This is a genomic window from Plantactinospora sp. CNZ320, from assembly GCF_002846275.1.
Genome location: NZ_PJMP01000001.1, coordinates 909121 through 932289, shown reverse-complemented (window position 1 = coordinate 932289; position 23169 = coordinate 909121). Strand labels below are relative to the sequence as shown.

General features: G+C 70.7%; 18 protein-coding genes. 3 read left to right on the top strand and 15 right to left on the bottom strand.

Going from position 1 to position 23169, the window contains the following annotated elements; translation table 11 throughout:
- Positions 1-3 precede the first annotated feature (3 nt).
- A complete protein-coding gene (locus tag CLT71_RS03940) occupies positions 4-1218 on the top strand; it encodes a response regulator (RefSeq protein ID WP_101365893.1) in 1215 nt (404 codons plus the stop codon).
- Positions 1219-1266: 48 nt separating this feature from the next.
- On the opposite strand, the gene CLT71_RS03935 is transcribed toward CLT71_RS03940, so the two are convergent.
- The 11 genes from CLT71_RS03935 to CLT71_RS03890 all read right to left on the bottom strand — a co-directional run bounded on the left by CLT71_RS03935 (position 1267) and on the right by CLT71_RS03890 (position 14787).
- Positions 1267-2331, bottom strand: coding sequence for a dihydrodipicolinate synthase family protein (locus tag CLT71_RS03935; protein ID WP_199187499.1), 1065 nt, complete (start codon positions 2329-2331; stop codon positions 1267-1269).
- A 12-nt stretch (positions 2332-2343) separates the two neighbouring features.
- Complete coding sequence (locus CLT71_RS03930) at positions 2344-3360, bottom strand: NAD-dependent epimerase/dehydratase family protein (protein WP_101365892.1); 1017 nt, start codon at positions 3358-3360, stop codon at positions 2344-2346.
- A gap of 103 nt (positions 3361-3463) precedes the next feature.
- A complete protein-coding gene (locus CLT71_RS03925) occupies positions 3464-4363 on the bottom strand; it encodes a Gfo/Idh/MocA family protein (protein ID WP_101365891.1) in 900 nt (299 codons plus the stop codon).
- A gap of 94 nt (positions 4364-4457) precedes the next feature.
- Positions 4458-5360, bottom strand: coding sequence for a carbohydrate ABC transporter permease (locus CLT71_RS03920; protein WP_101365890.1), 903 nt, complete (start codon positions 5358-5360; stop codon positions 4458-4460).
- Complete coding sequence (locus tag CLT71_RS03915) at positions 5357-6256, bottom strand: carbohydrate ABC transporter permease (RefSeq protein ID WP_101365889.1); 900 nt, start codon at positions 6254-6256, stop codon at positions 5357-5359. Before CLT71_RS03915 ends, CLT71_RS03920 begins: the two co-directional genes overlap by 4 nt.
- A gap of 121 nt (positions 6257-6377) precedes the next feature.
- On the bottom strand, positions 6378-7592 hold the full coding sequence (locus CLT71_RS03910) for an ABC transporter substrate-binding protein (RefSeq protein WP_199187498.1): 1215 nt from the start codon (positions 7590-7592) through the stop codon (positions 6378-6380).
- Positions 7593-7932: 340 nt separating this feature from the next.
- Positions 7933-10344 carry a DUF6923 family protein gene (locus CLT71_RS03905; RefSeq protein WP_101365887.1) on the bottom strand — a complete coding sequence of 804 codons (2412 nt, stop codon included), beginning with the start codon at positions 10342-10344 and terminating at the stop codon, positions 7933-7935.
- Positions 10341-12329, bottom strand: coding sequence for a PQQ-binding-like beta-propeller repeat protein (locus tag CLT71_RS03900; RefSeq protein ID WP_101365886.1), 1989 nt, complete (start codon positions 12327-12329; stop codon positions 10341-10343). Before CLT71_RS03900 ends, CLT71_RS03905 begins: the two co-directional genes overlap by 4 nt.
- 160 nt (positions 12330-12489) lie before the next feature.
- Entirely contained in the window at positions 12490-12666 is a 177-nt protein-coding gene (locus tag CLT71_RS36895; RefSeq protein ID WP_158242168.1) for a hypothetical protein, read from the bottom strand.
- 101 nt (positions 12667-12767) lie between these two features.
- On the bottom strand, positions 12768-13478 hold the full coding sequence (locus CLT71_RS03895; RefSeq protein ID WP_486483041.1) for a hypothetical protein: 711 nt from the start codon (positions 13476-13478) through the stop codon (positions 12768-12770).
- A gap of 373 nt (positions 13479-13851) precedes the next feature.
- Positions 13852-14787 (bottom strand): LysR family transcriptional regulator, encoded by a 936-nt coding sequence (locus CLT71_RS03890; RefSeq protein WP_101365885.1) that lies wholly within the window; start codon positions 14785-14787, stop codon positions 13852-13854.
- Positions 14788-14862: 75 nt separating this feature from the next.
- Between CLT71_RS03890 and CLT71_RS03885 the strand changes: the two genes are divergently transcribed.
- Complete coding sequence (locus tag CLT71_RS03885) at positions 14863-15609, top strand: CTP synthase C-terminal region-related (seleno)protein (RefSeq protein ID WP_101365884.1); 747 nt, start codon at positions 14863-14865, stop codon at positions 15607-15609.
- Between the two features lie 75 nt (positions 15610-15684).
- Here CLT71_RS03885 and ggt read toward each other — a convergent pair whose 3' ends face one another.
- Together ggt and CLT71_RS03875 are read right to left on the bottom strand one after the other, a co-directional pair.
- On the bottom strand, positions 15685-17520 hold the full coding sequence (ggt, locus tag CLT71_RS03880; RefSeq protein ID WP_486483040.1) for a gamma-glutamyltransferase family protein: 1836 nt from the start codon (positions 17518-17520) through the stop codon (positions 15685-15687).
- A 365-nt stretch (positions 17521-17885) separates the two neighbouring features.
- Positions 17886-19103 carry a M20 family metallopeptidase gene (locus CLT71_RS03875; protein WP_101365883.1) on the bottom strand — a complete coding sequence of 406 codons (1218 nt, stop codon included), beginning with the start codon at positions 19101-19103 and terminating at the stop codon, positions 17886-17888.
- Between the two features lie 300 nt (positions 19104-19403).
- Here CLT71_RS03875 and CLT71_RS03870 point away from each other — a divergent pair, with 300 nt between their 5' ends.
- Positions 19404-21194, top strand: a complete 1791-nt coding sequence (locus CLT71_RS03870) for a 5'-nucleotidase C-terminal domain-containing protein (RefSeq protein WP_101365882.1) — start codon at positions 19404-19406, stop codon at positions 21192-21194.
- 29 nt (positions 21195-21223) lie between these two features.
- Here CLT71_RS03870 and CLT71_RS03865 read toward each other — a convergent pair whose 3' ends face one another.
- The gene (locus CLT71_RS03865) at positions 21224-22111 is read right to left on the bottom strand and encodes a hypothetical protein (protein WP_101365881.1); all 888 of its coding nucleotides are present in this window, start codon (positions 22109-22111) and stop codon (positions 21224-21226) included.
- A gap of 85 nt (positions 22112-22196) precedes the next feature.
- Positions 22197-23141, bottom strand: a complete 945-nt coding sequence (locus CLT71_RS03860; RefSeq protein WP_101365880.1) for a hypothetical protein — start codon at positions 23139-23141, stop codon at positions 22197-22199.
- Positions 23142-23169: the final 28 nt, after the last annotated feature.

Here is a 23169-nt window from a genome sequence, read left to right as displayed (position 1 = left end):
CTGGTGTCTGTCAAGATCGGAATCATCGGGCCGCACGACCTCGTCGACGAGGTCGCGGCCACTTGTGAGGAACAGCCAGGGGTCACCGCTCGGCGGCTCAACTACGACCACGAGACCCAGGCGCCGGCGATCGTCGAGGCACACGCCGGACAGGTCGACGCATGGTTGTTCACCGGCGTCGTGCCCTACACCCTGACCCGTGAGGCTGACGTGCTGACCCGGCCGGCGACATTCGTCGACTACACCGGGGCGACCCTGCTCCAGGCTGTCGTACGGCTGCTGCGCGAGGGACACGACGTGACCCGGCTCTCGATCGACACCGTCGCCACCGCCGACGTCACGACGACGTTCGCCGAGGCGGGACTGCCGATGGACAGGGTACGGCTGCTGCCGTACCGCAGCGGGCTCGGCTCGGACGACGTGATCGCCTTCCACCGTCGCCACCGGCGCACCGGCACCACCGCGGTCACCTGCCTGAGCTCGGTGCACGAGGTGCTGCGGCACGAGATGCCGGCATTCCGGCTCGCCCCGTCGAACCACGCGGTGCGGACGGCGCTGCGCCAGCTGATGCTCCGGGCGAACAGTCAGGTGCAGGAGGACGCACAGATCGCGCTCGGCCTGGCCGAGTTGCCGGACGCCGACGGCCTGCTCAAGGAGGTGGCCGCGCTCGGCGGCACCCTGGCCCGGTTCGCCCACGGCACGCACCTGATCGTCACCACCCGGGGACCGTTGCACGACGCCACCGCCGGCTTCACCGCGCTGCCGATGCTGGGGCGCCTCGCCGACCGGCACGGCACGGTGCGGATCGGCTTCGGGCTCGGCAACAGTGCGGCGGAGGCGGAGAATCTCGCCCGCCGCGCGCTGAGCCGGGCCCGCCGGATCGGCCCGACGGCGGCGGTACTCTCGCTGCGGGGTGACACCGACATCGTGCTCGACACCACGGTTCCGGTACCGCCGGCACAGGACGCGAACCTGGCCGTCATCGCGCAACGGGTCGGCCTGTCCACCTCGACCCTGCTGCGGTTGCGCCAGGTCCGCGAGGCCATCGGGGTGGAGCCGCTGACCAGCCGTGACGTGGCCGAACACCTCACCATCGCGCAACGCACCGCCCGCCGGATGCTGCACCGGCTGGAGCTGGCCGGCCTCGCCGAGCGCACCGGCAATCTCGCCTCCGGTGGCAGCGGACGCCCGTTGACGCTCTACCGGCTGACCCTGTGACCGGTCGGGGCGGCCCGGTCAGCCCCTGTGACCGGTGGGGCGGCCCGGTCAGCGCAGCCAGTCGTCCAGGTGGCTGGCGACGAAATCGTCGTCACGCAGGTGCGGGTAGGCCCGGTGGATCCGGTCCAACTCCGCCATCTGCCCCGGGGAGAGCTCCTCGGCGGGATCCAGGCACCAGCGGCCGGCCAGCAACCCCTGCCGGCGCAGCACCTCGTGGATGCCGGGGATACAACCGTGATAACCGTTGGCCGCGTCGAAGATGGCCGCATTCGCGTCGGTGAGGTGCCCGTCCAGGGTCAGCAGCCGGCGCAGCGCCGCGTCGTCGCCGCCCCGGGCCAGTCTGGCCTCGGCGAGCAGAGCCACGGCCGTACGCACCCACACCGCCCACTGGCCGAGCAGCCCGCCGACGAACTCCACCTCGACCGGCTGTCCACCCACGACGATGCGGTGCGAGGCCACCAGGTCGGCCAGGATGTGGTCGTCGTTGCCGGTGTAGAGCGCCAGGTCACCCACCCGACCGGCGGAGCAGACGCCGTGCAGCACGTCCAGGGTGCGGTACCTGTCGAAAGGCGCCACCTTGATGCCGACCACCGAGTCGATCCCGGCGAGCCTGGCCCAGAACTCGCGGGACAGGTGCCGACCGCCGACGGCGGGCTGGAGGTAGAAGCCGATCACCGGAAGCACCTCGCCGACCGCGTTGGCCCGGTCGATCAGCTGGTTCTCGTCGAGGTCCGCTGCCGGCGAGAGCAGCACCATGTGGTAGCCGAGCGAGGCGGCCAACTCGGCCTCGGCCACCGCCTGGGCGGTCGGGCCGCAGACGCCGGCCACGAGTACCGGATCCGCACCGGCCGCGGTCTCGGCGGCCAGTTCGAGTACCGGTCCCAGCAGGCCGACCCCGGGGTCGTGGATGGCGAACTGGGTGGTGTGCACGCCGACCGCGATTCCGCCCGCACCGGCGGCCAGGTAATAGCGGGTGAGTGCCCGTTGCCGGCGTTCGTCGAGGCGGCGGTGCTCGTCCAGCGCGAGTGGATGTGCCGGGATGACACAGCCGCGCTGGAACCGTTCCAACGCCGAGGTGCGTCCTGCCGTGGAGCCGGTCACTGGAGCAGGCAAGGTGTCGTCTCCCTAGAAGTTGCCGTCGCGGCGCTGGAAACCGGTGGGCTTGCCGTGGGTCGGCAGGCCTGCGGCGACCCAGTGCGCGGTCAGTTCGACAAGTTCGGCCAGCGGCAGGTCCGGGTAGCCGAACAGGCCGTGGCAGAGCTGGGCGTTGGACAGCAGCGCGGTGGGCGCCTCGGTACCGGTGAAAACCGGTTCACGCCCCAGCCGCTCGCCGAGGGCGGTGGCCACCTGTCGGATCGAGACCAGTTCGGGACCGGTCAGGTTGAGTACGAAGGGCGGATCGGCCGCGTGGCGCAGGGCGCGCAGGGTCACCTCGTTCGCGTAGCCCTGCCAGACGACGTTGGCGTGCCCCATGGTCAGGTCGACGGGTTGCCTCGCCAGCACCGCGCGGGCGACGTCGACAAGTACGCCGTAGCGCATCTCGACTGCGTAGTTGAGCCGGATCAGCGCCAGCGGGGTGCCGTCGCGCTCGGCGAAGTGGGTGAGGATGCGCTCGCGCCCGAGGCAGGACATCGCGTACTCCCCCACCGGACCGAGCGGCGTCCGCTCCACGCAGCCGCCGCTGACCACCGGCACCAGGGGGTAGACGTTGCCGGTGGAGAGCGCCACCAGGCGCGAGCCGGCGAAGCGCTGCGCCACCCGACCCGGCAGGTAGGCGTTCGTCGCCCAGGTGGCGTGCTCCCGACCCGAGGTGCCGAACTTCGCGCCGACCAGGAACAGGACGTTGCCGGCGTCCGGCAGGGCGGCCAGGGCCGCGTCGTCGGCGACGTCCGCCTCGACCACCTCGGCGCCCGCTTCCCGCAGCGATCCGGCCAGACCGGGTTCGGAGAACCGGGACACCGCGACGACCCGGGCACCGGTGCCGGCGGCCGCGATCCCGCGCAGTGCCAGCCGGACCAGGCTCGGCCCGAGCTTTCCACCGGCACCCAGGACCAGAATGTCGCCGTCGAGCTTGCGGAGGTCGTCCACCAGAGCCTCGCGGGGAGACGACAGACGGTCCTCGAGTTCCGCAACCGATCGCATGGCCCAGCCCCTCCCGAAGTAACGGCCATGACCGTAACTGGCGGGCGAGACGGACGTCAAGACGGCCGGTGCACCCTGAGCCGCCGCCGTCCTCGGTGGACAGTCAGTGCGGTTGCGCCGGACCGGCCTGTTCGCGGGCGGCCGACAGGACACCCAGTACGGCCCGGGTCTCCGCCCACGGAACGGGACTCTGCGCGCGCCCGACCATGCCGAGGAACGCCTCGATCGTCGCCCGGTAGCCGAGTTCGTCCGCCCCGCCGCGCAGCGCGACGCGCCGTTCCCCGGTCCGGGTGTGCACGGTCACCTCGTACGACTCGCCGTCGCTGACCCCGAGCACCTCGACCGAGCCCGGCACGCCGTCCGCCCACTGCAGGCTCAGTAGCCCGGTGTCCTCCGACCGCAGCCCGTGATGGAGCCGGGTGGTACGGGCGGCGCCGACCAACCGCACCGCCGGACCGAGGAGGGCCACCAGCAGTTCCACCCCGTGCAGGCCCATCATCACCATGGTCCCGCCGCCGACCGCCGGATCGTCCTGCCACGGGTTGTATCCGGTGGCCCAGAGGCCGACGTCGTGGCGCACCGTCGCACGGACCGCCAGAACGTCGTCCACGGGTACCGAGAAGGCCCGGAAGGCCGGCGCGAAGCGGAGTACCGACGAGGAGAGCACCAGTTCCGGCGCCCGGCTGACCACCGCGTCGAGCCGGGCGAGCTGCCCGGCGGTGGCCGCCGCCGGCTTGTTGACGAAGCAGGGCAGGCCCAGGTCGAGCACCCGGGCCAGCGCCGCCGGCACGCCGGGGGTGGGCACGGTGAGCACCACCCCGTCCGGTCGGGTCGCCAGCAGGGCGGCGAGGTCCGGCGCCACCGCGACGTCGGGGTGCTCGGCGCGGAACCGTGCCAGCCGGTCCGGCTCCTCCGCCCAGACCACCAACTCCGCGTGCTCACGAAGCATCCGGGCGTCGGTGTAGGGATGGCTGGTGGCCAGGCCGGCCAGGGCGATGCGCATGAACCAGCAGGCTACTCAGGTCCGCCGGGATCACGCCATCGCCGGCCGGCCAGGTCAGCCGGCCCGTCCAGGGTGCACGCGCGTCCCGGGACGGTCACCCCTTGATGCCGGAGGTGGCGATGCCCTCGGTGAAGTAGCGCTGACCGATCAGGTACGCCATGAAGATCGGAACGAACGCCACGACCGACCCCGCCAACAGCATGTTGAGCGGGACGTTCTCCTGTTGCAGCGATGCGATGCCGGTGGTCAGGGTACGCATGTCGAGGCTCTGACCCACGATGAGCGGCCAGAGGAAGTCGTTCCAGTGCCACAGGAACACGAAGACGCCCAGGGTGGCCAGGATCGGTTTGATCAACGGCAGCACGATGGAGAGGTAGACCCGCCACTCCGAGCAGCCGTCGATCCGGGCCGCCTCGAAGAGCGAGTCGGGCAGGGCCGCGATGAACTGCCGCATCAGGAACACCGCCTGGGCGTTGGCCAGGGTCGGCACGATCATGCCCCAGTAGGTGTCCACACCGCCGAGTTCGGCCACCAGGATGAAGGTCGGAATCATCGTGACGTGGTACGGCACCATGAGCATCGCCAGGAACGACCAGAAGATGGGTTCCTTGCCCGGGAACCGCTTCTTGGCGAAGGCGTAGCCGGCCAGCGACGACAGCAGCAGCACGCCGACCACCGAGACCACTGAGTAGATCAGCGTGTTGACGGTCCAGCGCAGGATGCTCTTGGCGCCGAACACCGTCTCGTACGCCTCGACGGATATCGGCGAGGGCAACAGCGCCTCGGGAAAGACCAGCGGTCCGGTCGGCTTGAACGACAGCACGACCATCGCGTAGAAGGGGAAGAGGGTGACGCCGGCCGCGACCAGCAGCAGCACCGCGCGGACGTACCGGCCAGCCCGGGTGCCACGATCCGGCCGGTACGGTCGCCGTGAGCCGCTCTTGCGAGCCGGCCGCGGCACCGGCCTGGTCTCCGGCTCGGTCAGGGTGTCGGTCATGTCTCCCTTCCCAGGGTCAGTCGCTGGATCAGCGCCACGATGACGGTCATCACGAAGAGCACCACCCCGATGGCGCTGGCGTAGCCCAGGTCGAAGTAGCGGAAGCCCTGGTCGTAGAGCAGGTAGATGAGGTTGTAGCTGGCTCGCACGGGTCCGCCGCCGGTCATCACGAAGATGGTGTCGAAGACCTGGAACGAGACCGTCGTCTCGATGACTGCGAGGAAGAACAGCGCGGGGCGTAGCTGCGGCAGCACGATGTACCGGAAGCGCTGCCAGGCGGACGCGCCGTCGGTCATCGCCGCCTCCTCCAACTCGCGCGGAATGTCGTGCAGCCGGGCGAGCAGGATCAGCATGCCGTACCCGAAGCGGGCCCAGACCGAGACCAGCACCAGTGCCGGGATCACCAGCACCTCGTCGGCGAGCCAGGACTGCGCCGGCAGGCCGAGCGCGTTCATGGCCCGGGACCAGGGGCCGGCGTCGGAGAAGATCCAGGCGAAGATGACACCGGCCAGGACGAGACTGGTCACCACCGGCAGGAAGAAGATGGACCGGAACACCTTGCTTCCTCGGAACGCGCGCCGGGTGAGCAGCGCCATGCCCAGGGACGCGAGCATGGACAGCGGCACGGCCAGGAGGGTGAAGACGACCGTCACCCGCAGGGCGGACCAGAAGGTGGGGTCTTCGACAAGCCGGCGGAAGTTCGCCAACCCGGTCCAGTTGGTCTCCGCGCCGATCGTGTAGTCGGTGAAGCCGAGCAGCACACCGGCGATCGCCGGCCCGAACCGGAACGCCACGAACAGCAGCAGGCAGGGCAGGACGAAGAGCAGCGCCATGCCGGCCTCCCGGCGCGACGGACCCCGTGGGCGACGGATCACCCGGGTTGGCGTTGCGACCATCTGACAACCTCCTTCCGGTCCGTGCCTGGCCGCGGCCGCCACGAACCGGTCGCCGGAACCGTATCGGCCTGCGGCGCCGGGTCGGTCGACCCGGCGCCGTCGCGGACCTTTCCGAGGACCACTAACCGAGCAGGGCGTTCGCCGCCTTCTCCGCGTCGGCGAGGGCCTGGTCGACCGACTTCTTGCCGAGCAGAGCCGCCTGGATCTCCGGAGCCAGGGCGCCCATGATGTCCCGGGACTTCTCGTTCAGCGGGCCGACCGTGGTCAGGCCGACGTGCTTCTCCAGCTCACCGAGGACCGGATCGCTGGCGTACAGCGGACCCGTCGACTTCTTGGGCGAGAAGAACCCGGCCGCCACGTCGTACTCCTTGGCGTTCTCCACCGACGTGGCGAACGAGATCCACTCACCGGCGGCCGCCTTGTCCTCGGCGCCCTTGAGCATGACCAGCGAGCCTACGGTGCCGTACTGGGCCTGCTTCGTCCCTGTCAGCGGTGCGAGCGCCTGGATGTTGTCCTTCCCCCAGACGGGCTCGATGACGGCCGGTTCCATGTTCCACACGCAGCCCACCTTGCCCTGCCCGATGCGGGTCTGCTCGATCGGCGGCATCGTGGTGATCAGGCTCTTGTCCACGTAACCGCCGTCGACGAGCTGCTTGAGGTAGGTCAGCGCCTTCTTTCCGGCGTCGCTGTTGAAGGCGACCGACCTGCCGTCCGGGCCGAAGACGTCCCCGCCGGCCTGCCAGAGCAGCGGATAGAAGGTCAGGTTGAGGGTCTGCTTGGGGTCGCCCGGGTAGGCGGTGACGTCGAACCCCTTGGCCTTGAACGCGGGCGCCATGGCGAGCAGATCGTCCCAGGTCTTCGGGTATTCGGCCTGGCCGACCGCCGCGAACACCTTCTTGTTGCAGAGCAGCCCCTGACCGCCGGTGAGGATCGGCGCACCCATCATCTTGCCGTCGATGGTGACCGACTGCTTGACGTTGTCCAGGTAGTCGTCCTTGGCCGCGGCGTCGAGGTACGCGTCGACGGGCTCGATGTTGCGGGCGTACTTGGGCAGCTGGTCGGGGATGAGGTAGACGACGTCCGGCCCCTTGTTGCCGGCCAGCGCGGTCGACAGCGACTGGTCGCGGTTGGCCCAGGGGAAGATTTCCACCTTGACGTCGATGTCGGGGTGTGCGGCCTTGAACGCCGCCACCTTCTCGGTCCAGAACGCCCGGTGCCGGGTCTCGTCGGCAATCACGGGATAGGTCCACATGACGATGGACTTTGTGGAGTCACCGGAGTCACCGGACCCACCACAGCCGGTGACAACCAGCGCACCCGCCAGTAGCCCCGCCATGGCCGCCAGGCACCTTCGAACACGCATTCGGCATCCTTCCAGGGGAGAGTTCGCCGTAATCTAGCTTACGGTCCGGGCCGATACCAGCCATCCGGGGTATCGACCTGGTATCGACCTGCTTCTCACGCAGTGTTGCCATATCGGCCCGGACCGTAATTGTCAGCAGCCGCAGTACTGCCGCTCGGCCCGTAGCCAGTCGGCGGCCCGACCGGCATGCCTGGGCCGGGTTCCGGCTTCGGCAGTACGCCGGAGACGGCGGCACCGGTGCCGAGCGGGCACACCACCGTGGGCGCGGGATTCCGGACGGCACCTCCGAAACCCCGCGCCCACCGGCGCACCGCTACCGGGAGCGGGACCTCCCGGCCGCGGCGATCAGCGCGTCCGCTTCGCCGCCGTTGATCGCGCCCGTCGCCACCAGGCCGTTCACCGCACGGGCCACCGCCGCCACGTACGCCCCGTGGTTGGGCCACTCGGCGTCGGCGTCCGGGAGGCGATCGTGCAGCGTGCAGCCGTAGGACACGAACCGGTTGCGCACCCCGCTGTCCACCTTCGAGACGAACACGGTGGGTCGCAGGTCCGAGCCGGCGCACGGGTCAGCGGCCGGCCGATAGCTGGCCAGGTTCGTGTAGTTCGACCAGCCGGGCGGACGCAGCAGCAGGTACATCGTGCCGTCCGGGGTCGCGGTCAGCCGGTTGAGGCCACCGCTGCGCAACACCTGTGCGGTGCCGGCCAGCGAGTCAACCAGGAAGAGCCGGCCACCCGAGGTGCCGTACAGATAGCCGTCCCGCCAGAGCAACGCCCCGTCCTGGGCACCCGTACCGCCCTGGAACACCTGGACACGACGGACCACGGTGCGGGTGTCGGGGTCGAAGACGAACACCGTACCGTCCGCCAGGCCCCAGATCCGACCGTCCGGCCCACGGGTCAGCTCGTTGATGCTGTGCGCACCGGGCACCGGGGTGTACTCGGCGGTTTTGCCACCGGTGGCCGGGTCGTAGACGAAGAGCCGCGCCTCAGTGGCCCGGGGCCCTGGCGTGCCCTGCCCACCCTCCACACTGGAGCCGCCGAACACGACGTCACCGACCGGCAGCAGGGCGGAGACCGTCTGGTCGGGAACGATGTCGCGGTGCACCTCGAACGTCCCCGAGGCGATGTCGTACTCGGTGAGCGCCCCGCCGTACAACCCGTAGCCGGGCGTGGTGCCGAGATAGACGGTCTCCGAGGTGGGCACCACCGCGACCGGTCGGTTCTGGTGATGGCTGGCCTCAAGACTCAGCAGCTGCCGGGGGTTGGTCGAGTCGGCCGGCAGGCGCGGGTCCCACACGGTGAGCGCACCGCTCGGGTAGCTTCCCGCGTAGAGCTTCCCGTCGGCCCAGTCCCACCCCTCGACCTGACCGAGCCGGGGGGCGGTGGAGGTGCGTCGGGTGGCCGGGTCGTACACCCCGGTGGTGCCGTTGAGGTACGCGTTGACGACCACCGTGCCGTCACTCGGGTTGCCGAGGACGTGCATCAGGTTGACCGGCACGTACTGGAACGGCGACGACCACTGGGACAGCGATCCGTCCGCCGGGTCGTACCGGAACGTCCCGCCGGAGTAGTTCCCGGCCAGGCCGTACAGCACGGGGCGCCCGCTCTCGGTCACCCAGCCGTACCCGATCGCCACGCCACGGGTGAGCACCACCGGGTTTCCGGCCCGGGTCACCGCGCTTACCGTGTTGGTGGCCAGGTCGTAGCGGGTCAGTACCGCACCGGTGGTGGTGAAGTAGATCGCGCCGTCGGCGGTGGCGGAGACCCCGCGCGCCGCGAGCGGGTAACGCTGGACGGTCGATCCGGTGGCCGCGTCGGTGAACGACAACTGCTGTCCGGTGGCCGCGTCGAAGACCACGAGCTGCCCGTCGACGTTGCCGAAGACCCGTCCGTCGGCGTAGTCGAGGTCGTTGAAGGCGGTACCGGTGAAGCCGGCCGGGGTGATCTCCCGCCGCTCGCCGGTGGCCACGTCGATGCGGAACAGCCGGGCCTTCGGGGTGGCCAGGCCCACGAAGAGCGCCCTGCGGTCCGGGTCGTAGACCGCGGCCCGGGCGTACTGCTGCACGCTGTCGAGGCTGCCGTAGTCGGTGACCGCGCCGGTCGTCGGGTCGTACCGGAAAGCGTGCGCGTGCGGATAGGTCCCGCCGTAGACGGCACCGTCCTCACCGGCGGTCAGGCCGTACAGGAACTGCTCGCCGGGAATCGGCTGGCCGAGGTCGGTCACCGCATCGTCACCGGGCCGGTACCGGTACAGGTGCCCGTTGTTGTACGAGCCCACGTAGACGGTGCCGTCCGGGACGACCGTGATGCCCCAGCCCCCGGAGGCTCCGGGCAGTGGGATGGCCCGCCTGAGGGTGCGGTCGGCCAGGCCGACGACGTTGAGCGCGGCGTTCTCGCCGGCCGGCACCGCGTAGATGACGGGTGAGCCGTCGGCGTCCCGGCCGAGGGCACCCTCCATGATGGTCAGCGCGGTGAGCGGGGTGCCGAGATCGGTGAACACCCCGCCGTCGACCGGGTCCGTGGCCGCCGTGGCGCTGGCCGGGGCCGGCGACAGCAGCGGAAGCAGAGCGGCCAGGGCTGCCGCCACGACGACGCTCCCCCGGCGGCGGATCCGGGCAGGTCTGCGGCCGATCGGGTCGGCGCTCGTCCGGGTCGGTCCGTCCATGCTCTGCTCCCAGTGGTCGGTGCCGCGTCGCGGCTCGGGCGTCGGGACGGGGCCGCTCATGCGACAGTGACCCGGTAGAGGGTCGGGCCGTCCGCCAGGAAGATCCGGCCGTCGGGGTGGACCGCGAGGTAGCCGGCGGTGCGCTGCACCACTGTGCGCACTGCCAGGTCGGCCCGGGAGACGCTGGCCAGGACGTTGCCGGCGAGGACGTAGAAGGTGTCGCTAGCCGCGTGGTAGCCGAGCCGACCGGTGCCGGCCGGTACGGTGACCCGCCGGACCACGCTCCGGCTGGCCAGGTCGAACGCGCAGAGTTGGCCGCCGGCCAGCAGCCAGATCCCGCCGTCCCGGTCGGTGACCAGCCCGCTGACCTGGGCCGCCCCGGGCACCGGTACGACCTCGAAGACCTTGCTGTCGGTCGCCGGGTCGAAGCCGAACAACGCCGCCTCGGTGCGGGTCGGTGGCGGCACGGAGTATCCGCCGTGGATCGACGTGCCGCCGATCACCAGCCCGGCTGCACCGGTCAGGGTGATGATGGACTGGTCCTCCACCACCGGCCGGTGCACCCGACTGGCGCCGGTGGCCTTGTCCACGATGACCAGGGCGCCACCCAGTTCGACGTTCGGCATCGTGCCGTACGCCACCCAGCGACCCACGTCGGCACTGGCCCGGGCCCGTACCTGGTCCAGGGCCTTGAGGTCGACCACCTTCACCGGGTTCTCCGGCGCACCGGGCGGGCCCGGCGAGTATTCGGGGCTGTTCCACGCGGCGGTCGGGTCGTACCTGTAGAGCCGGGCGTCCGGGTAGGCACCGATCCAGACGGTGTCGCCGAGGTCGAGCACACTCTCGGTCTGGGAGAAGCGGTTGAACTGGGCCGCACCGGTGTCCGGGTCGATCTGCGCGATGCCCCCGTTGAGGTAGCCGCCGGCCCACAGCCGTCCGGTCACCCCGACGCTCAGGCTGGAGACCGGGATCGGCTCGCCGGGTACGTCGGTCTGGGTTACGTCGGACCGCCCGGTGATCGGGTTGTACCGGAACATCGCGCCCCGCCACAGCAGACCGGCCAGGGTGCGTCCCGGCCACTTCGGGTCGGCGAGGGTCACCCAGCCGATACCCCGGTTGTTGACGACCCGGCCGGCGAACTCCACGCCGGTGTCGGTCTCGACGCCGGTCTTCGGATTGAGCCCGGTGAGGCGTCCGTTGCGGGTGTAGTAGACCAGACCACGGGGGCCCGGTTCGCTGACGTCGAGGCCGGCGACGTTGTCCCGCAGCGGCTGCCAGCGCTGGGTCGCGACCTCCCAGATGCCCAGTCGGCCGTTGGTCGCGCCGCCGAAGCGGGCGTACACCCGGCCGTCGTAGGCGTTGAGGTCGTACACCGCGAGCCCGGCGCCGGGGCCGAGGTCGTCGGGGAGCGGCAACTCCCGCATGGCGCCGCTCTCGGCGTCGATCTCGAAGAGGTGCGCGTCGGGCTGGGTGCCGGCATAGATCTTGCCGTCGAGCACGGCGATGCTGCGCACGTACTTGTTGCCGGCGAGGACCGGCCCGTAGTCGCGGGTCGCGCCGGTGGCCGGGTCGTAGCGGAAGACCCGACCGTTCAGCGAGGTTCCGCCGTAGAGGATGCCGTTCTCGTCGACGGCGAGCCGCCAGATGTAGATCTCGCTGGGCAGCGGCCTGCCCAGGTTCTCGATCGGGCTGTTCCGGCCGGGCCGACGGCGGTACAGCGAGCCGGTTTCGTACGTGCCGACATAGACGGACCCGTCCGGGGCGACGACCACCGCGTAGGAGCCGGGCGAGCCCTCGATTGGCTGGTAGGAGACGGTTCGACCGGTACGCGGATCGACCGCGGCGAGATGGGCCGGATTGCCGGTGACCGCGGACCAGATGACCGGGCGGCCGTCGGGACCCGGCCCGACAGCGCCACCGATCAGCAGCACGTCGCGGAGCGGAACACCGAGATTCTCCACGGTGGCCGTCGCGGCCAGGGCCGGGGCGGCGACGGCCGTCGAGCCGACCACTCCGACGGCCAGCCCGCCAGCGAGGCCGGACATGAGGTTTCTTCGAGAAAGAGGCACCGGGACTACTCCTGCCGTTGACACGGATCGTGGATTACGGTCCAGGGTGAAACCAAACTGACGGGCAGGTTATCGGCCCGGAGACAGCTCAGTCAACGCATGATCCCTGGCTCGACGGTATACGGTCGCGGCCGTATCACCCGCCGTTGCCGACCGGCCGACCGGAGGACACCTGGCGGATCACGGCCACGCCCCCGGCGGCGAGGCCGACCTCGGCAACCGTCCGCGACTCGTGCCCGAGCAGATCCACCCCGGGCGAAGCCAGCCGGACGGTGGCCGGCGCGGCGGCATGGTTGAGATCAGGTGATCGCACAGGTACCGCCGGGCGGCTCACCTGCCGTCGCCGGATCCGCAGACGCCGCTGGCCGGGTCCCCGTGGTGGGACCCGGCCAGCGGTTTACGTTCGTTCGGTTCTTAGCTGTTGTTCCAGGCGTTGGCTACCAGGTCAGCGGCCTGGTCCTCCCACTGCGCGTACGCGTCCGGGTACGCCGACACCTGCACCTTCTGCGCCGCCACCGTCAGCGGCAGGTCCTGCCAACCATCAACCTGCCTCAGACCCTTCAGGAACGCCGTGGTCGAGTACTCCGGATCGGTGATCTGCTCCACCGAACCCCAACCCGAGCTGGGTCGCTGCTGGAACAGGCCCTGCGAGTCATGGTCGTTACGCGCACCCAGATGACCCAGGTTCTCCAACTTCGACTCCTGCAGGCTGGTACCCACCGCGATCACCGCGGCACGCTCATCCATACCCGCCTTCTTCGTCGCCTTCACAATCGCCCGCACATTGTCCGACTGCTCACCCGACAACGGAATCCGCGACTGCTCACCCTGCACACCACGCGGCACAAGCCTGTCCCGCGACGGCTTACCACCCTTACGATCCTTACCCTTGTCACCCTTGCCCTTGTCACCCTTGTCGTTCTTGCCCTTGTCGGGCTTGTCGGCCTGCATCACCGACTGCGACACCGGCGAACCGGCATGCTCCGGAGCAGCCTGCGCGGCCACGGCAGGGCCGGCGACAGCGCCACCGACGAACGCCAGACCAGCAACACCCAGAGCAGTCCTACGAACCAGAGAAGTCTGCGCGACGGCCGGAAGCCATCGGCTGAACAGAGTCGTGTTCACGATGGTCCACCTTCCAATCGGGGATGAACACCCCACAGGGGGACACGGGGTGCCATTGGAGAAAAGATCGTTCGCCCGGCTCACACGCACCGGGGGGTGCTGGTACTCAGGCGAACACCATATGTAACGACCGCAGGCCCCGGATCATTCCCGGCGGCCCGGCCACCAGCCCAGCTCACAGGCGGTGCTACTCAGCCGTACGCGAGATGTAACGACCGGCCGGCGGCCGGCATTCCCAGCCCGAGCCCGGCGGGGGGAGCATGTCCCCTGATGAGCGTGGTGCCACCAAGCCACCAAGGTGACATGGTGGCACCACACCCAAACGGGATATGTGCCGTCCAGAGCCCGCCGTCCGGATTCGGGCGACGGGTGATCAGAGCAGCGGGGCGCCGGGCGGCCGACCTTTTTGCCCGGTGATGGCGTCGGTGAGCAGGGTGACCAGAGGCCCCGTCGAGCGCGGTCGTAACAGCTCTGTCCGATGCACCAGCCTCGGGGCGTTCAGCGGCACCCCGGCCATTCCGGTCCGGGCGGGCACCGCCGAGCGGGGCAGTACCGCCAGCCCGTGTCCGGCGGCGACCAGCATGACGAGTACGGCGATGTCGGTGCCCTCGTACCGGATCGACGGTCGCGGGGTGTCCGAACGGGCGGCGGCGCGCAGGTCCGACAACGGTGCGGCGGCGTCGGGTGCGTCGATCCACCGCGCGTCGAGCAGGTCGTCCAGGGCGAGGCCGGTACGCCGGGCGAGCGGGTGACTCTCCGGAAGCAGGACGACGAGTGGCTGCTCAGCCACCGCGACAGCACCTGGTGCACCGGATTCGAGGCCGAGCCCGTGGGATTCGAGCAGGTGCACCGGGTCGCTGGGCGCGACCACCCCGTCGACCACGGCGATCGTGTATTCGCCGGTGGCGAACCCGGCGGCCACCGACTGCCGGTCGGCCACCCGGACAGTCACGTCGAGGCCGGGGCGGACCCGGCGTACGGCGCTGAGTGCCGCCGCAACCCCGTCCGTCGCGGCCAGCGGGGTGAGTCCGAGTCGCACCGGCTCGGCCGGCTCGGTGGCCGCCCGCCGCACGTCGGCCCGGGCGGCGTCGAACCGCAGCAGGATCGGGACGGCGTGTTCGAGCAGCCGCTCTCCGGCTTCGGTCGGTGCGACCGGCCGGCGGCGCAGCAGGGCAACCCCGAGATCGTGCTCCAGCGCGGCGATGTGCTGCGACACGGCGGACTGGGTGTAACCGAGCCGTTGGGCGGCCGCCGAGAACGAGCGGCAGTTGGACACCATTACGAAGGTACGCAGGAGGTGCGGGTCCACGGCATCAGTATTGCTTATCGAGGCAGCACTGATCATCGTTGGTACTGCACGAGGTCGGTGGGTCAGGATGACGTCATGAGAGAGACCCGCTCCCCCTTCACCGCCCGGATCGCGGCTGTCGGTGACCGCTCGCCACATGTCCGTGCGCACGCCCGGATTCCCGCACTACTCGACGCGCTGCGGACCCGTGACCGGCTCGACCTGGACCTGTACTGGATCCCGACACCCGAGGCGGCGAACACCGGCACGCTGGCCGGATTCGACGGGATCTGGCTCACCCCGGGCAGCCCGTACCGGAGCGAGGCGGGTGCGGTCGACGCCGTCCGTACCGCCCGGGAGCGGGGCATCCCGTTCCTCGGTACCTGTGGCGGATTCCAGCACGCCCTGCTGGAGTACGCGCGCAACGTGTGCGGGCTCTCCCGGGCCACGCACGGCGAGAACAGCCCGGAGGCGACCGCGGACCTGCTCATCGAACCGTTGGCGTGTTCTCTGGTCGGGCACGAAGGGGCGGTGCGGTTCGCACCCGGCTCGCTGGCGGAACGGGTCGTCGGGGCGAGCCGGAGCGTCGAGCGTTACCACTGCTCCTACGGGGTCAATCCGGGCTATCTCGACCTACTACACCAGTACGGGCTGCACCTGACGGGCTTCGACGATGCCGGAGACGTACGCGTCGCCGAGCTGCCGGGGCATCCGTTCTTCCTCGCCACCCTGTTCCAGCCCGAACTCGCGGGTGACGGCAGCGTCGCGCACCCGGTGATCCGTGCCTTTGCGACGGCCGCCGCCATACACGCCGGCACCCTCGACCCGACGCCCGCGACCTGACCACGCCGGGCCGCCCCACCGTCGAGAGGTCTCGAGGGAGGCGGCCGAGCGGGTCGCGTACGGTCGGGGTCCGGGTCAGCGACCGGGCCGGACGACTCCGGCCGCCCCGCCGCCACGGCGTACCGGTTCCGCCGACGCCACCAGACCGTGCCGACCGGTGAACTCGATCGCGGTGGCCGCGCCGAGTTCGGCGGTACCCGTGAACGGCGGATGGCCGAGCGCGGCGAGTGCGGCGCCGTGGGCGCTGGCGAAGGCCGGTTCCGCCTGTGGCGCGGCGCTGTTGCGCTGGGACGCCCGGGGCGCCGCCATCGCCTCCGGCAGGGACATCCCGAGATCGATCCGGTTGACGAGCATCTGCAACACGGTGGTGATGATGGTGGCTCCGCCGGGGGTGCCGAGCGCCAAGAACGGACGGCCGTCATCGTCGAGCACGATCGTCGGCGACATCGAACTGCGGGGCCGCTTGTTCGGCGCCGGCAGGTTCGGGTCGGGTGCGGCACCCGGGGTCTGCGCGAACGTGAAGTCGGTCAGCTCGTTGTTGAGCAGGAATCCACGTCCGGGCACCACCATGGCGTTCCCGCCGGTCTGTTCGATCGTCAGGGTGTACTCGACGACGTTGCCCCACCGGTCGGCCACCGTCAGGTTCGTGGTGCTCTGCCCGGGGTTGCCCTCGGCAGCCGCCGTGCCGGTCGCGCAGTCGCCGTACCTGCCGTCGGGTTCGCCGGGCGCCACCGGCTTCGGTGCGGCCCGGTCGGGGTCGAGCCGGCAGGCGCGCTCGGCCGCGTACCGGTCACTGAGCAGTTCGTCGAGGATCCGCCGCGAGGTGCCGTCGGCGACGTACCGGTTCCGGTCGGCGTAGGCCAGGGCGCTCGCCTCCAGGTAATGGTGCAGCGCCTCGGTGACAGTCATCCTGGACAGGTCGAAGCGCTCCAGGATGTTCAGCGCCTCGCCGACCGCGACACCGCCGCTGGACGGCGTCGACATGCCGTACACCTGGTAACCCCGGTAGTCCGACCGGGTCGGCGCGGGGAAGCGCAGCTCGTAGCGGGCGAGGTCGGCCCGGGTCATCCCGCCGGGTTCGATCGGGTACTGCCACGGCACGGCGGGGTCGGCTGCGACCGGCGGGCGGCGTACCGCCTCGACGAGATCCGCACCGATCGGGCCGGTGTAGAAGACGTCGATGCCCCGCCGGGCGATCTGCCGGTAGGTCTCGGCCAGGTCCCGGTTGCGCTGCACGGAATTGACTGCCGGTGGCTGGCCACCCGGCAGGTAGAGCTTCCGGGTGGCGTCGAACTGGGCGAACGCCGCCGCGTTGTCGGCCACCTGCTGCCGGAACGTCGAGTCGACCACGAAGCCCCGCTCGGCAACCCCGGCCGCCGGGGCGAGCGCCGCCGACAGCGGCCGGCTCCCCCACCTGCGCAACGCCTCGTGCCAGGTCATGAGCGTCCCGGGTACGCCGACCGAGAGGCCACTGACCCGGGCCTGCTGGAAGGGGTACGCGGTGCCGGTGGCCGGGTCCACGAAGGAGTCCGGGCGGATGGCGGCAGGTGCCGACTCCCGACCGTCGATCGTGTGCACCCGTCGGGTACGCGCGTCGTAGTAGACGAAGAAGCCGCCACCCCCGACGCCGGCCGAGAACGGCTCGGTCACGCCCAGCGTGGCAGCCGCCGCCACCGCCGCGTCGACCGCGTTGCCGCCGCGACGCAGTACGTCCAGGCCGACGGCGGTCGCGGTCGGGTCGACCGTGGAGACGGCACCGCCGTACCCGTGCGCGGTCGGTGTCTTGGGTGGTTCGCCGAAGTGGCCGGCGGCGGCCGGGGTGGCGCTGGTCGGCGCCGACGTGGCGGCCAGGGTGACGGCCACGACGCCGGCCACCGCCATCCGGGCCGTTGCCCTCTTGGTGAGCTTCATTGCCCCTCCACGGTCAGGTTGCGTCCTTGATATGCCCTCGGCCGCGCATTGGCAACTGGAGGCAGGACCGACCGACTGCCGAACGGCGACACCGGAACGTCCACTTCGGACGTTCACGCCGGACGACCTCCCTCGCCCGGCGGCACTGTCCCGGCCGCGACCGTCCTGATCGTTCCTTTGTGGTACGTCGTGGCACTCGTCTGTGCCGTGACGGCCAGCTCAACCTCTACGGCTTCCTAGGAAGATAGGTTGTAGGGTTGCGCCGGTCGCGGCTTGGTTGGGGCGGTGGCCACCGAATGAGGTGGTGACGGCCGTCCGAGGGAGTGACGGCCGCCTGAGGGGTTGGCGTGGCTGCGAGCGGCCGGTCAGGCGGGGCCGGGGGCCGGGCGGTCGGCTGGCGGTCCCAGCCGCCGGTAGGCCAGCTCGGCGAGCAGCGCGGCTCCGTCGGCGAGCACGCTGTCGTCGTAGACGGCCCGGGGCGAGTGGTTGCTCGGCGCCGTCACCGGGTCGTCGGTGGCGCAGGCACCGAGGAAGACGAAGGCACCGGGCACCTGCTCGAGTACCCGGGAGAAGTCCTCGGAGCCGGTCAACGGGTGGCGCATGTCGACGAAGCGCTCGGCGCCGAACAGCTCCCGTACCGTCGAGGCGGCGAAGTCGTGCTGGTCCGGGTCGTTGACCGTGACCGGGTACTCCGGCTCGTACCGCACCTCGGCGCGCAGGCCGTGCGCCGCCGCGATCTGCTCGCACAGTTGGACGGCGTACCTGCCCAGCTCGACGTGCACGGTCGGGTCGAAGGCCCGTACCGTCGCCTCGAAGGTCGCCTCGTCCGGGATGACGTTGCGCCGGGTGCCGGCGTGGAAGGTGCCGACGGTGAGCACCACCGGCTCGAACGCGTCGAACCGACGGGTGACCATCGTCTGCAACGCGGTGACCATCTCGCAGGCCGCCGGCACCGGATCCAGGGTCACGTGTGGCCGGGAGCCGTGCCCGCCCGCCCCGACGACGGTGACGAAGAGTCCCGCCGAGCCGGCCATCAGCGGGCCGGGGCGGGAGGAGAAGACTCCCCGGTCCAGGATGGACGAGAGCACGTGCAGGCCGTACGCGGCCTCGACCGGGCGACCGGCGGCGGTCAGTACGCCCTCGTCGATCATGTGCCCGGCGCCGTTGTAGCCCTCCTCGCCGGGCTGGAACATGAAGACCACGTCACCGGCGAGTTCGTCGCGGCGGGCGGCGAGCAGCCGGGCGGCACCGACCAGGCCGGCGGTGTGCAGGTCGTGCCCGCAGGCGTGCATCACCCCGTCGTGCCGGGAGCTGTAGTCGACACCGCTGCTCTCGGTGATCGGCAGGGCGTCCATGTCGCCTCTGAGCAGCACCGCCGGACCGGGCCGCCCGCCCCGCAGCACGGCGGTGATCGAGGAGAGCCCGGCCCCGGTGCCGATCTCCAGCGGCAGGGGTTCGAGGGCGGCCAGCACCCGTTGCTGGGTACGCGGAAGATGCAGGCCCTCCTCCGGAATCTGGTGCAGTTCCCGGCGCAGCCCGACCAGTTCGGCCTGGATCTCCGCCGCATCGTCACGCAGGCTCATGCCTCTCCCCCGCCCTGGTGGTACCGCCGTCCGAATCCTACGGAGCGGGCCCAGATGATCAAGTGTGATGATCATGCCGTACGCCGGTCAGAGCGGGGATGACGGGTGGTCGTCGATTGGTGACTCGGCTGGCGTGACCCGCGACCGGTGGTTATGGTGCCGTCGGCGCGCCTACCCGGCGCACCCCGGTGGACCTTGCTCGACCTCCCCCAGTGATCCGTCAGGCCCCGGGGATGAGCGTCAGGCGCACACCCGGGCCGCTCAGGTCGCGCGGGGTCCGATGTCTAGGAAAGGCTCGGCATGACCCCTCTTTCCGGCCCTTCACGACGCCAGGTGCTCGCCGTCGCCGCGGCAGCGGCGGCAGCACCGCTCGTCGGGGCCGCACCGGCACAGGCACACCCGCAGACCAGGCCGAAGACCTACGACCTGACCGTGCTGGGCACCTCGGACACCCACGGCAACGTCTACAACTGGGACTACTACCGAGACGCCGAATACGACGACAGCGCGCACAACGACGTCGGCGTGGCGAAGCTGGCGAGCCTGGTCAAGCAGATCCGGGCCGAGCGGCGGGGCAGGGCGACCCTGGTACTCGACGCCGGTGACACCATCCAGGGCACGTCGCTGGCGACGTACTACGCCAAGCAGGAGCCGATCACCGAGACCGGTGAGACGCACCCGATGGCCCGGGCGATGAACATTCTCGACTACGACGCGGTGACGCTCGGCAACCACGAGTTCAACTACGGGCTGCCACTGCTGGACAGGTGGATCAGGCAGCTCGGCTTTCCCGCCCTGGCCGCCAACGCCGTCAACGAACGCACCGGCAAGCCGGCCTTCACGCCGTACCTGATCAAGAAGGTGTCGCTCGGGCGCGGTGCACCGACGCTGCGGGTCGGCATCCTCGGCCTGACCAACCCCGGCACCGCGATCTGGGACCGGGGGCACGTCGAGGGCAGGCTCCGCTTCGAGGACATGGTCGCGACCGCCGCGAAGTGGGTACCGGTGATGCGCCAGCGCGGCGCCGACATCGTGCTGATCTCCGCGCACGGCGGCGACAGCGGTACGTCGAGCTACGGGCCCGAGTTGCCGAACGAGAACCCCTGCGCGATGATCGCCGAGCAGGTACCCGGGATCGACGCCATCCTCTTCGGGCATGCCCACGCCGAGGTGGTCGAGCGGTTCGTCACCAACATCCGGACCAGCGAACGGGTGCTGATGTCGGAGCCGTCGAAGTGGGGCCAGCGGCTGACCCGGATGGACTTCACCCTGGAACGGGACCGCAACCGTTGGCGGATCACCGGCAAGCGGGCCACGATGCTGAACAGCAACACCGTGCCCGAAGACCCGTTGGTGCTCGCGGCGGTACGCCGGCAGCACGCCAAGACCGTCGCGTACGTCAACCAGGTGGTGGCGACCTCGGCGGTAGAACTGTCGGCTGCCGAGTCCCGATACCGGGACACCCCGATCCTCGACTACATCAACAAGGTGCAGACCGACACCGTCGTCGCCGCACTGGCCAACGGCCCGTACGCCAGCCTGCCGGTACTGTCGATCGCCGCGCCGTTCAGCCGTACCGCGATCTTCCCCGCCGGGGACGTACGGATCAAGGACGTGGCCGGGCTCTACATCTACGACAACACCCTGGAGGCCGTACTCGTCAACGGCGCCGAACTCCGCGCCTACCTCGAGTACTCGGCGAAGTACTTCCGCACCCTCGGGCCGGGTGCTCCGGTCGACCCCGCGCAGATCAGCGACCCGAGCGTGCCGGACTACAACTACGACACCGTCTCCGGGGTCGACTACGACATCGACATCAGCAGGCCGGTGGGCCAGCGGATCACCAGGTTGACCCACCCGGGCGGCGGAGCACCTGTCGCGGATACCGACCAGTTCGTGATCGCCGTGAACAACTACCGGCGCAGCGGCGGCGGCAACTTCCCCGGCATCGTCAAGCCGCAGATCTACAACGAGCAGCGGGAGATTCGCCAACTGCTGATCGACTGGGCACAGGCCAAGGGCAGCATTGATCCGGCCGACTTCTTCGAGCCGAACTGGCGACTGGTCCGGGAGGGCGTACCGGTCTTCTGAGCGAGGTCGGTCCGGAGTTCCGGCGCGGCTCACGGGTCGCCGCCGGTGGAACGGATCGACCGGCGCGGCGGTGTGTGGTCGGTGGGGCGCTCGGCCCGGGGAATCCTCGGCCGAGCGCCCTTCCCATCACGAGGCCGGCGCTGGCGGGTCGCGGCGTGGCCGAGATGTGGCCGGAGCGGCCGGAGCACGTTTAGCGGGCCGCGCCGGGGGGAGACACCCGCTCCGGACGGGAAGTGCCCCGTCGGACGATCGCCGTTGCGGGACCGACAGGTCCGCCGGGCGGGGGTCACCGGTGGAGTCGTCGGTCGGCCGCCAGTCGGTGCCTGGCCCGATGTCCGGACGCCGCCGTCCCGGGTGTGCCCGGGGTGGAATCCCGGTGCCGTGCCGAGGAGAAGAGCCGGACGAGGAGGAGCCGAGATGGCCGACTCACGACGGGCAGGCCCGATCCGATCCACCGTCACCGAACCGCGTCGACCGGCGCACGGTCGTGGGGGCAGCACGCGTACCCCCACGAGACCCGCCGCCGCTCGTAAGGCCACCGGCGCGAAGAAGGCGCCAGGCAGGAGTACCGCGCGGGCGAAGAAGGTCGCCACCGCCACCCGGCGGGCCACCGGGGCCACCGCGGCGAAGACCCCGGCGAAGCGGCCGGGACGCACAGGGCGGACGGCTGGGAAGGCCACCACTCCCGCCAAGCGGGTCGCGCCGTCGAAGCGGGTACCGGCGAAGAAGGCCACCGGGACCAAGGCCACCGCGAAGAAGGCCACCGGGAAGAAGACCACCGGGAACAAGGCGACCGCGAGGAAGACCACCGCCAGGAAAGCCACGGCGGCGCGGAGCACCGCGGCGAAGCGCACCCGCACGGGTACGGCGACGAAGCCGCCGGCCCGGAAGGCCACCCGCTCGCGGTAGCCCTGCACCCCGCTCGCCGGGGACCGGCTCGCCCCGGCGATCTCGTCCTCATCACCCGGAACGACGGACCGGACCGGCGACCGCCCGGCGGAGTCAGATCTTGGGGATGACCGCCGCGATCGTGGTGGCGACGAGCGGTCCGACGATCACCAGCCCGGACTGCAACTCGCTGATCGTGGTGCGGTTGACGCCGAGGATCTCCTCCAGTTTGATGCGGTCCTCGGCTGCGGTGATCAACTCCGCCTTCGGCACGTGCGCGATTTCGGAGAACTCGTCGATGTACACCTGACAGCGCCGCCGCAGCAGGGTGGCCGCCGGCACGTGCATCAGGGCGATCAGGATCGAGCCTGCCGCACCGATGACGAACGCGGTCGACTGGGGAATCTGCTCCGAGCTTCCCCACCCGACCGCCGCCGCGCAGACAAGCACCATCAGCAGTAGCAACGAGCCCATCATCTGCAACAGCCGGGCCAGCATCCGGCGCAGTCGCATCAGTGCGGCCAACTGCTCGCCGGGAGTACCGGTGAGACCGCGCATCGAGACGACCCTGACGCCGGCCAGCGTCGCCCCGGCCGGCAGCGCCCCGAGGACCACGATGGAGACGAAGGCCACCGCCCGCCAGGTGAGCCCGCTGCCGATGATCGCGTGCGCGGTGACGACGCTGCCGGTCACCAGTACCAGGAAGGCCAGCACCGACGGGACGACCCGGCGTACCGGCACCGGCTGGATCCGTTGCAGGTCGTGCCAGCGGGCCACCCCGGACCCGATCGTCGACCCGCTCAGCGCACCGAGCAGTCCGGCGACCGCCGTCCAGAGGAGCCACTGGTTGCGAAACTCCGGCACCTGCCGGTCCGGGTTCGAGAAGGCGATCCCGACCGCTGTGGCCGCGCCCGCCATCATCATCAGGGTACGGACCACCCGCGGCCAGCCGACCAGGCCCAGCGGACGTGGGCTGCTCCGGTGCGGCTCCGGTGGGGGTACCGCCGCTGCGACGGCGGTGGGTGCGGGGGCGGCGAGCGATGCCTCCAGGGCGGTCATGGCAGACGACTCTAGAGGAGGTCGTCCC